The following is a 14,017-nucleotide window of genomic DNA, read 5'->3' as shown; positions in this document are numbered from 1 at the left end:
GCTTTTGAAGGGCAGTGCCTTGGTGGCTAAGTTGGGCAAATTTGTCCTAACTCGCAGTACTTCTACCCCAACTACCTGATTTTTAGCGTCATAGTCATACACCACATCAGGTTCAATAGACTCCGAGTCCGTCACCTCACCACCCAAGAGCCGCAGATACAGGGCATCCGCCTCTGAGTCAAACTGAATCTTCATAGTCTGCCTCGCATTCGCCTATTGACGTGAACCGTCACTACACGCCAAGGTTCGGTAGCCGTATTATAGACAACCTTCAAGACTCGCCCTTCTGCCTCTGGAATGCCTCGATAGGCGCATTGACAATCGGCATCGTCTGGATGAGGTTCGAGCAGAATTGGTTCCCTTAGGGTAAGCGCAACCCATTGCAAATCAATTCTTCGCTCAGCCAGCCGGATCTTGGCATGGTTGCTGAGGGCGTAGGGAAATGGCTGATTGCTCATTCGACGGGTTGCTAGGTCAATAGCCGATATCGCTAATTTATCGCTAATGGATGACCGGCTGTCGCTGTTTCTGTTAACCCACCAATGCGCCACCACTCTTCTGCGCGACTGTACGAGGCCAAACCCGTTCATAAGCGCGATCGCATTATTTACCGTAGCCCCTGAACCGTTGGACTGCCCTGCGGGTAAGGCTGCGCCTATGGTGTGTTGTGTCAACTCGCCCAGAGACTCGGCCTTATATGAAAGCCCAATCCATTCACAATCATCGCTTTTAGCCCTTGCCTAGGACTCACGATCTGCTGCGCACGGGTGCCCAGGCAGTTATTAACGCGCTGCTCTAGACCCATCTGATCTATAGTCCCTGCGATGATGGGGTCATCCAACTCATCATCAGAAGCAACCCACAAAACCGCGATCGGTCCTGATCCTACTGCCCCCTAAGCCTTAGTTTCTTTGGAGCGGCTTCGCCTACGGGCACAGGCTACGCCTTTCTTGAATGCCGTTAGGCTATACACGCCCTTACCCCTCCACAAAGTAATTCCCCCTAGGACAACATCCTGGGTCGTTCAAATCTTTGCCCACGGTTGGTCCCGTTTTGAGGACGCAGGGTCATTACGCTCTAGCGTCGTCTACCCCTGGAAGGTCACGCTTTTTGTAAAAGAAAGTCCTGATTTTGCAAAATTTGCTTGGCAAAAGCAAGCTTTGATCGCAGATCTGCATCTGCNAAGGTTTCCAAAAAGCTCAAAAATTCAACCTGTTGCCCAANGCTTTTGAAGGGCAGTGCCTTGGTGGCTAAGTTGGGCAAATTTGTCCTAACTCGCAGTACTTCTACCCCAACTACCTGATTTTTAGCGTCATAGTCATACACCACATCAGGTTCAATAGACTCCGAGTCCGTCACCTCACCACCCAAGAGCCGCAGATACAGGGCATCCGCCTCTGAGTCAAACTGAATCTTCATAGTCTGCCTCGCATTCGCCTATTGACGTGAACCGTCACTACACGCCAAGGTTCGGTAGCCGTATTATAGACAACCTTCAAGACTCGCCCTTCTGCCTCTGGAATGCCTCGATAGGCGCATTGACAATCGGCATCGTCTGGATGAGGTTCGAGCAGAATTGGTTCCCTTAGGGTAAGCGCAACCCATTGCAAATCAATTCTTCGCTCAGCCAGCCGGATCTTGGCATGGTTGCTGAGGGCGTAGGGAAATGGCTGATTGCTCATTCGACGGGTTGCTAGGTCAATAGCCGATATCGCTAATTTATCGCTAATGGATGACCGGCTGTCGCTGTTTCTGTTAACCCACCAATGCGCCACCACTCTTCTGCGCGACTGTACGAGGCCAAACCCGTTCATAAGCGCGATCGCATTATTTACCGTAGCCCCTGAACCGTTGGACTGCCCTGCGGGTAAGGCTGCGCCTATGGTGTGTTGTGTCAACTCGCCCAGAGACTCGGCCTTATATGAAAGCCCAATCCATTCACAATCATCGCTTTTAGCCCTTGCCTAGGACTCACGATCTGCTGCGCACGGGTGCCCAGGCAGTTATTAACGCGCTGCTCTAGACCCATCTGATCTATAGTCCCTGCGATGATGGGGTCATCCAACTCATCATCAGAAGCAACCCACAAAACCGCGATCGGTCCTGATCCTACTGTCCCCTAAGCCTTAGCTTCTTTGGAGCGGCTTCACTTACGGGCACAGGCTATGCCTTTCTTGAATGCCGTTAGGCTATACACGCCCTCACCCCTCTACAAAGTAATCCCCCGTAGGAAAACATCCTGGGACGTTCAAATCTTTGCCCATGGTTGGTCCCGTTTTGAGGACGCAGGAGCGTCGGGGAGGGACGTGTCAAAGTTCGGTTCTCCCCACTTGTACCTACTTTGCCGTGAGTAGAAGATTGGGCTAGATTGTATAAAATTACTCTTTAGAGGAAGCGGCATAATGAAGAGTGGTAAGGGCGAAGGCAAGGGTAAGGATTTCAAGGAAGCAGCAGGGTTTGCTGCTGGTGGCGGTTTTGTGGGAGCTGGTATCGCGGCTATGGTTGGAAATATGGGTTTGGCTGGAGGTTTTGGTGCTATTGCAGTTGGCGCTACTCCAGTTGTTGGAGCCGGAGTAATAGTTGGGATAGCAGCCTACGGCATTAAAAAGCTTTTTGAGTAAGAAAACACATCTGCTTTCATTGATCCTTTACAGAAGGGAAGAGCTATGGATGACTTGAAAATTGTAAGCGCTATTACTAGTGCAGCGGCAGCTACTGGGACAGGCTCTGTAACAATTGCTACAGTTACTTCTTCGGCTCCTGGCATTCTTGGAATTCTAGGGTTTACCACAACTACAACAGTAGCTTTGCCTGTAGCTGGAATTGTTGCAGCAGCAGGACTGGTGGGTTATGGGATTTATAAGGGAGTAAAGTTCGCTCGTAAATAATCAGAACTTTAGTAAACAAGAAACCTATCATAGGTATAGGTAAAGATGGTTTTGGCACTGTTTCTTTTGACAATACTTTTCAATTGCTTTTGAAAGTCCAAATAAAGTCTACAGCAGAGCCTAACGCGCCTTAAGTAAAAGGGTTAATACAGAATGCTTGTCTTCTTTATTCATGGTGTCAACACTCAAAGTTATAGGTATGCTGATGCACTTACAAAAAATATAAAAAGGAACGTGAAAGCCCCAATAGAATTCTACTCGAGCTTCTGGGGGAATTTATTCAACAATAAAAAAATCAAATCATTGGGTGCATTGAAAAAGATTTTTCAAGAGCTTGTAGAGATCACAAAGAATATAAAGAATATCATTATAGCGGATTTCATAATTATGCGGCACAATAGCAGCAATGGGTGAACCAGCTTTTAATGTCCGCTTCAGAGATGTCCTCAAAGGCTATTTCAAGGGCTTCTGATAGCGCTTGATAAGTCCGTGCCCCCAGTGCCCTGAGAATTGACTTTAGCTTTGACCAAAAGTTCTCAATCGGCGAGAAGTCCGGCGAATAGGGCGGCAGATATACCAGACGTGCCCCTGCGGCCTCAATCAACTCCCGAATCATGTCGTCCTTATGAATGGAACAGTTGTCCATCACGACACAGGCCCCTGGCCAAAGGTTGGGCACCAGGCGAGTGGCCACAAATGCCTCAAAACTCAAGCCGTCAAAGGCTCCTAAAATCACCGCCGAAGCCACTACCCCAGCCAAGCTTAACCCTGCCACCAGGGACACATTCTTCCCCCGCTTGGGCTGTTCTCCATAGGCTCGTCGGCCTTGCAGCGCCCAGGCAAACAACCGAATCAACCCCAGATTAATCCCCGACTCATCGATAAACACCAAGTCTTCAACTCGGATGTCTCGAATCTCATCCCAGTACTCCCCTCGCAACCGCTGTACCCGATCACTCACCTTGTCACTGGGGTGAAGGGCTTTTTTTTTACGGGTGAACTGAAGCCGCTTCATCACCCGACACATCGTGGATCGACTCACCGTCACCCCATACTGTTGAGCCACTTCGGCGCGAAGCTCATCTAAGGTCAGATCAGGGTTCGCTTCAACGAAGGCTTGAACCCCCTGCATCTGCGCCTCATCCAGTTCCCTCGGTCGCCCAGGACTGGTCTTGGGGGCAAGCTCACCCGTTTCCCGATACTGCTTCAGCAGTTTCACGATAAAACTTAGAGTCACTCGAAATCGCTGGGCTAACTGGCGCTGCGAAATGCGCTCGTTCTCATAGGTCTCAATAATCTTCTGTCGCAAATCGGTGCTGTAGGCCTTCATCGGCTCCTCGCGCTTTTTCTACCCGCTATTCGTACCACATCTTTGTGAAATCCGCTATATGATATTTATAGATACAAAAGACACCGAAATCAATTGATTAATAATTTTTTGGGTGATTTTCTAATTTATCAAAATACTGAACGTGGCAAGATAATTCGTGAGACTATTTGTGAACAATTAAATCAGTTTTTAAGCAATCATCCCGATCAAACTAAAATTCATTTTGTTGCTCACTCTCTAGGTAGTTTTATTCTTTGGGATCTCCTATTCTCAAATACTTTATCCAATAATGATCCAGCTTTCATTTTTCGTGAAAAATTGAGTGGCATAAGCTTAGAAAGTATAAGTACAATGGGATCTCCTTTGTTATTTCTCAAACAAATGTTGGATATTGATTTTTCTGTTGTGAATCATAGTTTTGAGAAAAGACAAGAAGAAGATTCTATTGTATCAAATCATTTAAGATGGGTAAATATAATTCATTCGTCTGATTTGATGGCCTATCCACTTAAAGCTGCTATAGAAGATGAGATCAGTTCTAAATTGCTATTCTTTGATCAGTATGTTTGGCAAGATGCTAATATAACTGAGAAAACATTGAGAAGACTTGGGCAATCAGATTTGGCAATGGTCATTGCTGCCGAAGACGCTCATTCCTCTTATTTTTATGACAACCTTGATGGTGCTATTACAGCAAGAATTATTGGACATAATCTATTAGGAGAAATAAAAAAGTTAGAAAAACGGTGCGTAAATCCAAGATGAATTATGGACAGAGATTAGTTGAAATGAGGACACTCTCATTAAGGGCACCTCAGTTAATTGCCTATAATTACCTAGTTGCGAAAAACGTGGGGCTGAAACCCTGAAACCTCGTTGCCATTCTCAATAAGGCTGGGATTTTTCGAGGTGTCCTTAAGCAATTTTTGTTGACATCATGCGATTGCCCTGCATTAGTTGTTCGGTCAAGAGCTACCGGGTTGACTGCCGTTGTTGAACTTCACCGTTAGACTGCAACCCCCTCTAAACCTAGATCGTCAAATGAGTATTGCTACCAAAACCTGGTTCTCGTAACTGACCCATGAACCCCATTTATGTGAACGATCAATTAGCTTGGCATCATGATGAAGGGCATGATAGCGGATACTTTCATACTTACGATTCTTTAGTTATCGATCAAGATTTTTATCCGCCACGAAAAGTACATGTTTTTCTACCACGTGATTATGACTTTAATCATCGTGGTTATCCAGTTGTCTACATGAACGATGGTAACACTGCTTTTTGGCCTGATGGATTAAGCCCTTATTCGTGGCAAGTGCCTGCTACTCTCAAAGCACTTTACGCGCAAAGAAAAATCAGCCCTGTCATTATTGTCGCCATTCATCCCCTGAATCGATCTCATGAATATTTGCATGTAAAAGAATTTTCTGCGCTTTTCAAGCAACAAGAAGGAGGCGGACTTGCAGAATATTCCGACTACCTTGTTCGGCTTAAACACTTTATCGATTGTTCATATAATACTTTGAGAGGAAGAGAATTCACAACAATTGTCGGTTCTTCACATGGTGGACTAGCAGCTTTTTATACGGGTTGTTTACATGGAGAACATTTTGGCAATGTAGGAGCCCTGTCTCCTTCATTTTGGGTCGGTGGAGTATTCAATCTTCGTCAAACTTTCTTAGTTGATTCAGTAAAATCATTTCTAAGTCCAGACAATCAAAATAGACCAAGAATCTGGATAGATTGGGGACTCAAACATGTTGGCGGCTTTCATAACTTCTTTATCGAATCTCAAGCAGCTAAATGGGCGGAGGAAATGGTCAAACTGCTTCAACAAGATTATGGGTATACAGTAAATACTGATCTCTTTTATTATGCTGATCCCCTGGGGGGACATGATGAAAGAGCGTGGGCTTATCGGCTTAGCTTGATTTTTGAGAAGTACTATAGCGATCCTCCGTGAACCCTGAAGAATCGTAGTACGGACATCTCGCCTGCACGGGCAAGGTACCCGTCCTGTCTTCAAGGATCAATTCGGATTGCTATAGATATTCAGACAGTTAGCAAGGTGGCTGAAAAGCTAGAAACCATACAAAAAGTAGCACACAAGTTTCTTTTGGAGTGGAGACAGCAGAAAATTAATCCGCAGATTCCACCTGAGCTTATGAACATGTTAAGATAAGGGGATTACTGATATGTATCTGAAAGAAGTTGATGGAAATCTTAGGGCTTATAAAACTTCTATTGATATGGTTCTCAAACTAGACGGCCATGACGAATTTTCGGTTTCTGCACGACTTGCTAAAGAGCTGAAAAGTTATCCAGATTTCCTGAACAAAAATTATTGGTATTTAGCAACAGGAAAATATGAGGATTCAGCTCAAATTGAATGGGAGATTAGTGTTTGCGGAATTCCCATTCAAGTGCCAATTAAGGGACATGTAATGTTTAAGAATGGCTCCCCAGTTCTCGCTTAGCTCTCAAGATTTTAATATGCTATAATATGTGTACTAGGATTACGACTATTTATCACTGTTCAAAAATAGTATTTGTTCCCGATAGATTTTATCTGATTTTCTGGAGGATGTAAATGGGTTTGCCATGGCTATGGCTTATCGGTGGCGCAGTAGTTGGGCCGCTATTCGGTTTATTCTTTAAAGTTTGGAATAAGTTAGACGATCAGACAAAGAAACTAATAATTGAAACAGTTGTAAATGCCTTTGAAGAAATACTTCGTGCTTACTATAATTCGAATAAGTTAGACGATCAGACAAAGAAACTAATAATTGAAACAGTTGTAAATGCCTTTGAAGAAATACTTCGTGCTTACTATAATTGGTGGAAACAAAAAGGGGAATCTGCATGAATGAATTTGAAGAATTTATGAATGACATCAAAGGATCGTCCAATAAAGCCTTGCCTTTATCTGAAACAACGCTTTCGACGATTCAAATGGCTCTCACATCCAGTGTAGAGGGAATTCTTGCTCCACTCTCTATCTCTGCTTATGAGCAGGAGAAGTTTTTAGAAGAAGTTTCTAATTTGGTTCAAGATCAAACTTTCATATCAGAATTCAGTGGCGAGATCGATAAGCCACGAGAAAATGAATCTGAAGATGACTTTGTAAAGCGAGGAAGCGAGAAATTAAGACAAATGCTTTACAGAAAATTCAATGTCAAAAGTTAGCTGGATAGGCATGCTTCAGCGGCATCCTAGTTTGGATAGGGGGAATTAGTGAGAAAATGAATGCTGTAAAATTCGCTTTTCTTCTGGATGCCAGCGCACGAACCTGACATACAAGCTCACGCTCGAACAATTTTAGACCAGATCGCCTCTATTCCCTTTGATCAGTGCCAACCATTGACTCGTGAGTTTCGGAGTATCCCTGGTCGTCCAGGAATTTACGCAGTTAGACATAGAACTGACGGCTTACTTTACATTGGCAAAACGAAGAGTCTAAGAGGACGTTTTAGCGGTGGACATAAGGCTTTTTTGTGGGCGTGGCTGGATAAATATCCAGACGAAGATGTACGAATCGCAGTCCGGCTTATTCCACATTCGGAGAACCCTGCGCTATTATTGGAGCTAGAAGCAATCATTCTAAGGGCTGCTGAGCCACCTTATAACGTCCAAATTCCAGTCGAAAGGTGAAGCTATGCAAATCAAAGTTCAAGAGCAACTTTCCCCTAGTGATGCCAAAGTCATTTTGGAACGTTTGCCTGAGCGAATTCAAGAAGCTTTATTTGCACGTGCTAGTGAAATTGAATATCCAATCGAAGCAGTCATTGAAATGGCGATCGCTAGCTTTCTTGACACAGAAGCGCTAGGTTTTGCAGACTGCAAACCGGGACGTGGACAATAAAACCATCTGAGTGGTTGCAAAAACACGGTGGAGCGGGCAGACAAGAGATATTGGTAGTGCGGCATCCGTCATCAGAACCTTGAGGTGACAGCAATGACGGCTGTGCGCCCTGACGGACCTACACCACCCAACTGCACTGTTATATGTCTTCTCTGTCGAACGCCGCTGCTGAGCGCCAGCGGGCTAAGGGAAACCTGCGTCGCCGCCTGCTCAAGGCCCGTCAGGCGATTCCCCCCGCTGCTTGGCGACAAAAAAGCGATCGCATCTGCGACCATCTACAGACCTGGCCCGGTTTTCAGCAGGCCCGCTGCGTCTTGGCCTACTGGAGCTTTCGGGGTGAACCGGATTTGTCTCCTCTAATGGCCCCCCGAATGGATCGCCGTCGGGTTTGGGGCCTACCCCGTTGTCAGGAAAAGGAGTTGGTGTGGCACCAGTGGCAGGGGGCGCAGTCCTTGGTGACGGGGGCCTTTGGGATTGCGGAGCCCGCCCCGACTGCGCCCCTGATTTCCCCGGCTCTGGTGGATTTGATCCTGGTGCCAGCGGTGGCCTGCGATGTCCAGGGCTATCGGCTAGGCTATGGGGGAGGCTTCTATGATCGTCTCCTCAGTCAGCCCCTTTGGCGGGGAAAGCCCACCATTGCCATTGTGTTTGAATATGCCCGTCTGCCCACTGTGCCTCGGGATCCCTGGGATCAGCCTCTGAGGGGTATCTGTACCGAGACGGGGTTATATCTGGGAGAGTAGATCCGGGATTAGCGTACTGATCCTGACGGTTTTCTCCCCCTAGGGCTAGATGAGAGTTTCTTTACCTATCGTTACAATTGAAACAATTAGCGAAAGTATGAGGTGCCCCATATGAACGGCAATTTACGGGTGGGCAACCTGTTTGGAATTCCCTTCTATGTGAATTTCTCCTGGTTCCTAGTATTGGCTTTGATGACCTGGAACTATGGCAGCGGCTTAGCCCAGGGCTTTCCCGCGCTGCCCGGTCTCACCCCCTGGCTGCTGGGGTTGACCGCAGCGCTACTGTTATTTGCGTCGGTGCTGGCCCATGAATTGGGGCACAGCTTTGTGGCGTTGAGCCAGGGCGTGGGGGTGAATTCCATCACCCTATTTTTGTTCGGGGGCTTAGCGGCGCTGGAAAAAGAGTCCGATACGCCCAAGGGAGCTTTTGCAGTTGCGATCGCAGGTCCAGCGGTGAGTCTGGCCCTATTTGTGGCCCTCTTTACCGCTGGGGCCGTGTTGCCCTTGAGCGGTGCTGTTGCCGCTGTGGTGGGGTTGCTGGCCTACATTAACCTGGCGCTAGCCCTCTTTAACCTACTGCCCGGTCTGCCTCTGGATGGGGGCAATGTGTTGAAGGCGCTGGTATGGCAGGTGACGGGGGATCCCTACAAAGGGTTGGCCTTTGCCAGTCGAGCAGGTCAGTTGATCGGCTGGCTCGGGGTGAGCCTCGGTGTTGCGTCCCTGCTGGGGCTGACCACCTTTGGTAGTGTATGGACGCTGCTGGTGGGCTGGTTCCTCTTGCAAAATGCTAACCGCTCGGCTCAGTCGGCGACGGTGCAGGCGGCGCTGAATGATCTGACGGCAGCAGATGCGATCGCAGTTAACAGTCCCATCGTGGCGGCGGATGTATCCCTGCGCGCCTTTGCCGATGATCTCGTGTTAGCGGGTCAAAATCCCTGGCGGCGGTTCCTCGTCGTAGATGACGAGGGTCGGCTCGTGGGCACCTTGCCAGTGGATCGACTCCAAGACATTAACCGCGAGTTCTGGGCCGAAACCTCGGTGGGAGACGTAATGATCACTCCGGGCGACCTCGTGACGGTGCCTGCCCATCAGTCGCTGCTGGCGGTAGTGGAAATGCTAGAGCAGCAGAAGCTTTCCGCTCTAGCGGTGGTGCGAGACAATGGCTCCCTGCTGGGCCTGCTAGAGAAGGGATCCATCCGCGATCTACTTCAGAAATCTGCCCAGCCCGTGCAGTCGGTTCAAGCCGCCGCGAGTTAGGCCGCGCCTGTTCACACACCATCAGGCTCAATCATTCTGAACGCCGCCGATTCCCAGGAATCGGCGGCGTTTTCATTAGCCGGATCTTGAGTCTGAACAATGCGTCTGCTGCTGATCTCGATACAGCGGTGGCGACTTGCCAAGAGGCTGGGAGGGATGAAAATGCAGCCTAATTGACCGTTAGTGCCTCTACTGGACACCTGTAGGCACACCACTCCTAGCCCTAAAAATTCGTCACCCCTTCCCAATCTTCTGGCACCCCATACTGCTGATACTGTTGGCAGCGCTTGATGTAAAGGAGTGCGGCTTGGTCGTCAGGATTTTCTGCTACGACTTTTTCAAACATCAGTCTGGCTTCAGTAAAGCTTTGGCTGCTGTAGGCAGTAATGGCTTGTTCAAATTGTGGACGGGTATGGGTTTTCAAAAAGTTAGATGAATCGATTTCTGCGTTGTAGACTTCGTATACAGAAACTGCTTGGCTGCGCCCCCGAACCCGAACCCGATCCAAGAAGCGATAGTGGTAGTCTTGCAGGTCACTGAGTTGGGAAAGGGTGTGCCCACTCACTAAAATTCCAGCCTTATATAACTTAGTGAGTTCCTCTAAACGGGCTGCCAAGTTGACCGCATCAGCGATGACGGTGGTTTCCATCCGTTCCGATTCGCCAATGGTTCCCAGCATTAACCACCCCGTATGGATGCCAATGCCGATCACTAGGGGAAGATAGCCTTGGCTCTGAAGGTGTTGATTGTATTGAGCCACCTCATACTGCATCGCGATCGCAGCCTGTAGGGCATCATTCGCTGATTCAGGAAATAGTGCCATAATGGCATCGCCAATGTATTTATCAATAAAGCCGTGGTGCTGACGAATCAGCGGACTGACGTGGCTCAGGTAAGAGTTGATAAAGTTAAAAGTCTCCTGGGGAGACATATTTTCTGAAAGCTTAGAAAAGGAGCGAATGTCCGAAAAGATGATGGTCATCTCTTTCTGCACTTGATCCCCAAGTTGGACATCAATAATACTCTCTTTACCCAAAAAGCCGAGGAAGTTATGGGGCACAAATCGCTCATAGGCAAGGGTGAGCTTGGTGAGATACAGGTGAGTTTTAATCCGCGCCAGCATTTCCTGCTTTTGAATGGGCTTACAGAGATAATCATTCGCTCCCGATTCAAAACCCTCAACAATATCTGCCACCTGATTTTTTGCCGTCAGCATGACAATCGGTAATTCATAGGAAGGGAAGCGATCGCGAATTTTCTTGCAGACTTCATACCCGGTCATGCGAGGCATCATTACGTCCAGCAGAATCAAATCTGGGAGAAAACCCTCATCAATAATTTTCAGGGCTTCTTGCCCATTACTAGCTTCCGTAATAGCGTAGTTGTATAGCGATAAATTATTAATTAATACCTGGCGATTAATAGGCTCATCATCGACAATGAGCACCTTAATCTGTGCGCCATTGCTTGAGGGGATAGGCAATGCTTGGACCATTTCATCGGCAGGGGTGAGATACAGGGTTTGTAAATCCTGCCCCCCTTGCAATATCGAGACATGCTTTTTAGAGTCGGCATCGCCGCGATAGGTCGGCAGGGTAAATGTAAATTGGGATCCCTCCCCCAGCTTTGACTGAACCCCCACAACCCCACCATGCAGCTCCACTAACTGCTTAGTGACCGCCAAGCCCAACCCAGTGCCGCCATATTCCCGAGCGCTGGAGCCTGCCACCTGTTCAAAGGATTCAAAAATCTTGTCAAATTTATCCTCAGGAATGCCAATGCCCGTATCGGCCACGGTGACTTGCACAATTGCTTGGACGTCGCCCTCGGTGGCTTGGGTCGCGGCAAAAACCTCCACCGTTCCTGTTTGGGTAAATTTAATCGCATTACCAATGAGGTTATGAAGAATTTGTTGCAGGCGGTTTTCATCTGCGCTCACCAGGGGTAAGTCCGTGGGGATGCGATTCAAGAGCTGGAGATCTTTTGTGGCAACCAAGGGCTGACTGAGGGTCAACACCACATCCACCAGCGATCGCAAGTCTACGGGCCGGAGTTGCAGAAACAGGCTTTTGTGCCTGAGTTTAGAAAAGTCGAGCAGATCGTTGACCAAGCTCGATAACCGCCGCCCGCTAGAGGCAATCAGCCCTAAATTGGCCTGGGTGCCGGGGGGCAATTCCCCGGTAGCACCATCGATCAAGGACTCGGCGATGCCAATGATGCCGTTCAGGGGGGTGCGGAGTTCGTGGGAGGTATTGGCGAGAAATTCATCCTTGAGCTGATCCAAATGCTTCAGTTCTTCGTTCTGATGCTCCAGGGTGGCGAAGGATGCCTTCAGTTGCTGCGCCATGCTGTTGAAGGCGTGAACCAGGACTTCGATTTCCCGAATTCGGCTCGACTCCACATGCTGATCGAGTTTGCCTGAGGCGATCGCCTCAGACGCCTGGGAAACCTTGAGAATGGGGCGAGTAATCCAACGGGCGCTGTAAATGCCCACGCCAATGGCCAGAATGAGCGCCGCCGCACAGAGGAAAATCGTGCGTTGGGTATTGGCGTGAATCTGCGCCATAAAGTCCCGTTCTGGGATCACGGTGACGATCAGCCAGTCCAACCCAAAATCATCCCTGTAGGGAACAATCAGCAGAAATTTTGTTTCCCCATCTTGGCGAAAGCTGAGACTTTCGATGCCTTGAATATTTTGCAATCCGTTAAATTTTTCCACCAGAAAACTGGTTGTGGATCGAATCAAAGGCTCGGTGCTAGCGCTAGCGGCAATTTGCTCTGCTGTGCCGTCAATGATCTGATAGGCGGGCTGAGTGCTGGAGGTGGCAACTAACTTACCCGATCGCTCCATAATGAACGCTTCGCCATTTTCTCCAATGTTGATCCGACGCAGAAAATCATTCAGGGAGGACAGCGAAATCGTATAGGCTAAAACTCCTTGGAGTTGATTGTTGCTGTCATAAATTGGCGTAGAGAGATCAATGGAAATTTGATCGGGCTCGGTGTCCCAACTTGTGACCCCCGTCCAGACGGTCTCTCCCGCTTCAGCGGGTATGCGGTACCAGGGTTCTGTGGTGACAACGGTTTCTCTTTTTTGGGTCGCGATTTCATTGGTAGGCCGACCCAATTCATCCGGGCTGAAATAGGTGATTGTATCGACATCTGGGGCAACGGTTTTCGCAATATCGGGCTGTCCTTCGTAGTAGCCGGCACCGATATATTCCCGTTGAGTATTGGCAAATCCAATGTAGGTCAGGTCGAAGGTTTGGGCCTGATTCCAAAAGAGGTTGGCGATCGCATCGAAGTTCTCAGAGGTGAGATCGAGTGTGCCAATTTGGATGGCACGGAGATTCAGGGTTTGTAAATCCCTTGGTTTGTCTAAATATTGGCCAACCTGTTGCTCAATGCGTAAATTGACTTCTGTCAGAAGCTGATTGGCGAGGTCATTGACGGCCTTTTGACCATTCCGGAAAGACAACACCCCCACCAGCCCCACCGCTGCTAAGGTTTGCACTACAAAAGGAACAATAAGTACAGTCCTTAACGGAATCTTTTTCCTAGCTATGGGCATGGGCTGCATTACAGGGTCTCACAGGGAGTTGAGGATGGGGGAACGGGCACCTGACGCGGATGATCAGAGTCGGTATGGGGGAGAATTGGAGCAGTGGACACAGCGATCGCGGGCTTTGCTTTGGCAATACCCAACTCACCGCAACGATAGTCCTCAAAACTTTATCCTCTAGTTTGCCCTTCCCAAGGGCTGGGTTAACGCGCCAAAAACGCGGGGAGTTTTCTGACCCTGAGGCATCGCATTTGATTACTATCCTACGGCTGCGGGTTATTTCAGGATTTAAACAGACAACCTTCATCTCCTCCCAAGAGATCTGACTCAAGCGGCTGACACCCCCTGAGCTCACGGACTTGATACCAGTCT

19 protein-coding genes are annotated in these 14,017 nt (G+C 48.3%); 11 read left to right on the top strand and 8 right to left on the bottom strand.

Annotated elements, in window-relative coordinates; genetic code table 11:
- From LEP6406_RS0212570 to LEP6406_RS35630, 6 genes are all read right to left on the bottom strand, one after another.
- Window positions 1-195: DUF2283 domain-containing protein (locus tag LEP6406_RS0212570; RefSeq protein ID WP_027269096.1), on the bottom strand; the 195-nt coding region annotated here is incomplete at its 3' end.
- Window positions 192-458 (bottom strand): DUF4258 domain-containing protein, encoded by a 267-nt coding sequence (locus LEP6406_RS35645; RefSeq protein WP_071992321.1) that lies wholly within the window; start codon window positions 456-458, stop codon window positions 192-194. The genes LEP6406_RS35645 and LEP6406_RS0212570, both read right to left, overlap by 4 nt.
- A 212-nt stretch (window positions 459-670) precedes the next feature.
- Window positions 671-841 carry a DUF4277 domain-containing protein gene (locus LEP6406_RS35640; RefSeq protein WP_225886689.1) on the bottom strand — a complete coding sequence of 57 codons (171 nt, stop codon included), beginning with the start codon at window positions 839-841 and terminating at the stop codon, window positions 671-673.
- A gap of 260 nt (window positions 842-1,101) precedes the next feature.
- Window positions 1,102-1,419: a DUF2283 domain-containing protein gene (locus LEP6406_RS30275; protein ID WP_051463684.1), complete on the bottom strand. Its 318-nt coding sequence runs from the start codon at window positions 1,417-1,419 to the stop codon at window positions 1,102-1,104.
- Window positions 1,416-1,682 (bottom strand): DUF4258 domain-containing protein, encoded by a 267-nt coding sequence (locus LEP6406_RS35635; protein ID WP_071992321.1) that lies wholly within the window; start codon window positions 1,680-1,682, stop codon window positions 1,416-1,418. The genes LEP6406_RS30275 and LEP6406_RS35635 overlap by 4 nt, the downstream gene beginning before the upstream one ends.
- Before the next feature lie 212 nt (window positions 1,683-1,894).
- Entirely contained in the window at window positions 1,895-2,065 is a 171-nt protein-coding gene (locus LEP6406_RS35630) for a DUF4277 domain-containing protein (protein ID WP_225886689.1), read from the bottom strand.
- A 337-nt stretch (window positions 2,066-2,402) separates the two neighbouring features.
- Between LEP6406_RS35630 and LEP6406_RS27875 the strand changes: the two genes are divergently transcribed.
- Both LEP6406_RS27875 and LEP6406_RS32105 read left to right on the top strand, forming a co-directional pair.
- The gene (locus LEP6406_RS27875; protein ID WP_008315412.1) at window positions 2,403-2,621 is read left to right on the top strand and encodes a hypothetical protein; all 219 of its coding nucleotides are present in this window, start codon (window positions 2,403-2,405) and stop codon (window positions 2,619-2,621) included.
- Window positions 2,622-2,666: 45 nt separating this feature from the next.
- Window positions 2,667-2,888 carry a hypothetical protein gene (locus tag LEP6406_RS32105; protein WP_008315410.1) on the top strand — a complete coding sequence of 74 codons (222 nt, stop codon included), beginning with the start codon at window positions 2,667-2,669 and terminating at the stop codon, window positions 2,886-2,888.
- Window positions 2,889-3,273: 385 nt separating this feature from the next.
- Here LEP6406_RS32105 and LEP6406_RS31215 read toward each other — a convergent pair whose 3' ends face one another.
- Window positions 3,274-4,218 (bottom strand): IS630 family transposase, encoded by a 945-nt coding sequence (locus LEP6406_RS31215; protein WP_027268884.1) that lies wholly within the window; start codon window positions 4,216-4,218, stop codon window positions 3,274-3,276.
- A 93-nt stretch (window positions 4,219-4,311) separates the two neighbouring features.
- On the opposite strand from LEP6406_RS31215, the gene LEP6406_RS27865 reads away from it, so the two are divergent.
- From LEP6406_RS27865 to LEP6406_RS0212505, 9 genes are all read left to right on the top strand, one after another.
- Window positions 4,312-4,983, top strand: a complete 672-nt coding sequence (locus tag LEP6406_RS27865; protein ID WP_008315751.1) for an alpha/beta hydrolase — start codon at window positions 4,312-4,314, stop codon at window positions 4,981-4,983.
- 331 nt (window positions 4,984-5,314) lie between these two features.
- On the top strand, window positions 5,315-6,184 hold the full coding sequence (locus LEP6406_RS31210; protein WP_225886518.1) for an alpha/beta hydrolase: 870 nt from the start codon (window positions 5,315-5,317) through the stop codon (window positions 6,182-6,184).
- Between the two features lie 232 nt (window positions 6,185-6,416).
- Window positions 6,417-6,698, top strand: coding sequence for a hypothetical protein (locus LEP6406_RS0212530; protein WP_008315756.1), 282 nt, complete (start codon window positions 6,417-6,419; stop codon window positions 6,696-6,698).
- Window positions 6,699-6,811: 113 nt separating this feature from the next.
- On the top strand, window positions 6,812-7,087 hold the full coding sequence (locus LEP6406_RS27855; RefSeq protein ID WP_036028389.1) for a hypothetical protein: 276 nt from the start codon (window positions 6,812-6,814) through the stop codon (window positions 7,085-7,087).
- On the top strand, window positions 7,084-7,407 hold the full coding sequence (locus LEP6406_RS0212520; protein WP_008310943.1) for an SET domain-containing protein: 324 nt from the start codon (window positions 7,084-7,086) through the stop codon (window positions 7,405-7,407). The genes LEP6406_RS27855 and LEP6406_RS0212520 overlap by 4 nt, the downstream gene beginning before the upstream one ends.
- Window positions 7,408-7,494: 87 nt before the next feature.
- On the top strand, window positions 7,495-7,872 hold the full coding sequence (locus LEP6406_RS31205; protein WP_071992229.1) for a GIY-YIG nuclease family protein: 378 nt from the start codon (window positions 7,495-7,497) through the stop codon (window positions 7,870-7,872).
- A 4-nt stretch (window positions 7,873-7,876) separates the two neighbouring features.
- The gene (locus tag LEP6406_RS0212515; protein WP_008310942.1) at window positions 7,877-8,083 is read left to right on the top strand and encodes a hypothetical protein; all 207 of its coding nucleotides are present in this window, start codon (window positions 7,877-7,879) and stop codon (window positions 8,081-8,083) included.
- A gap of 143 nt (window positions 8,084-8,226) precedes the next feature.
- A complete protein-coding gene (locus tag LEP6406_RS0212510) occupies window positions 8,227-8,826 on the top strand; it encodes a 5-formyltetrahydrofolate cyclo-ligase (RefSeq protein WP_008310941.1) in 600 nt (199 codons plus the stop codon).
- A 111-nt stretch (window positions 8,827-8,937) separates the two neighbouring features.
- Entirely contained in the window at window positions 8,938-10,083 is a 1,146-nt protein-coding gene (locus LEP6406_RS0212505; protein ID WP_008310940.1) for a site-2 protease family protein, read from the top strand.
- A 223-nt stretch (window positions 10,084-10,306) separates the two neighbouring features.
- On the opposite strand, the gene LEP6406_RS0212500 is transcribed toward LEP6406_RS0212505, so the two are convergent.
- Window positions 10,307-13,654 (bottom strand): response regulator, encoded by a 3,348-nt coding sequence (locus tag LEP6406_RS0212500; RefSeq protein WP_036030317.1) that lies wholly within the window; start codon window positions 13,652-13,654, stop codon window positions 10,307-10,309.
- Between the last annotated feature and the right edge of the window lie 363 nt (window positions 13,655-14,017).

This window comes from Leptolyngbya sp. PCC 6406 (assembly GCF_000332095.2).
In the GTDB taxonomy this organism is placed as follows: Bacteria; Cyanobacteriota; Cyanobacteriia; order Phormidesmidales; family Phormidesmidaceae; genus PCC-6406.
This window is presented reverse-complemented; position numbering and strand designations above follow the sequence as displayed.

What these genes read in the sequence shown, in the direction of transcription:
- LEP6406_RS35645 (WP_071992321.1), bottom strand. Translation starts at nt 458, where the DNA reads ATGAGCAATCAGCCATTTCCCTACGCCCTCAGCAACCATGCCAAGATC.
- LEP6406_RS35635 (WP_071992321.1), bottom strand. Translation starts at nt 1,682, where the DNA reads ATGAGCAATCAGCCATTTCCCTACGCCCTCAGCAACCATGCCAAGATC.
- LEP6406_RS27875 (WP_008315412.1), top strand. Translation starts at nt 2,403, where the DNA reads ATGAAGAGTGGTAAGGGCGAAGGCAAGGGTAAGGATTTCAAGGAAGCA.
- LEP6406_RS32105 (WP_008315410.1), top strand. Translation starts at nt 2,667, where the DNA reads ATGGATGACTTGAAAATTGTAAGCGCTATTACTAGTGCAGCGGCAGCT.
- LEP6406_RS31215 (WP_027268884.1), bottom strand. Translation starts at nt 4,218, where the DNA reads ATGAAGGCCTACAGCACCGATTTGCGACAGAAGATTATTGAGACCTAT.
- LEP6406_RS0212530 (WP_008315756.1), top strand. Translation starts at nt 6,417, where the DNA reads ATGTATCTGAAAGAAGTTGATGGAAATCTTAGGGCTTATAAAACTTCT.
- LEP6406_RS27855 (WP_036028389.1), top strand. Translation starts at nt 6,812, where the DNA reads ATGGGTTTGCCATGGCTATGGCTTATCGGTGGCGCAGTAGTTGGGCCG.
- LEP6406_RS0212520 (WP_008310943.1), top strand. Translation starts at nt 7,084, where the DNA reads ATGAATGAATTTGAAGAATTTATGAATGACATCAAAGGATCGTCCAAT.
- LEP6406_RS31205 (WP_071992229.1), top strand. Translation starts at nt 7,495, where the DNA reads ATGCCAGCGCACGAACCTGACATACAAGCTCACGCTCGAACAATTTTA.
- LEP6406_RS0212515 (WP_008310942.1), top strand. Translation starts at nt 7,877, where the DNA reads ATGCAAATCAAAGTTCAAGAGCAACTTTCCCCTAGTGATGCCAAAGTC.
- LEP6406_RS0212510 (WP_008310941.1), top strand. Translation starts at nt 8,227, where the DNA reads ATGTCTTCTCTGTCGAACGCCGCTGCTGAGCGCCAGCGGGCTAAGGGA.
- LEP6406_RS0212505 (WP_008310940.1), top strand. Translation starts at nt 8,938, where the DNA reads ATGAACGGCAATTTACGGGTGGGCAACCTGTTTGGAATTCCCTTCTAT.
- LEP6406_RS0212500 (WP_036030317.1), bottom strand. Translation starts at nt 13,654, where the DNA reads ATGCCCATAGCTAGGAAAAAGATTCCGTTAAGGACTGTACTTATTGTT.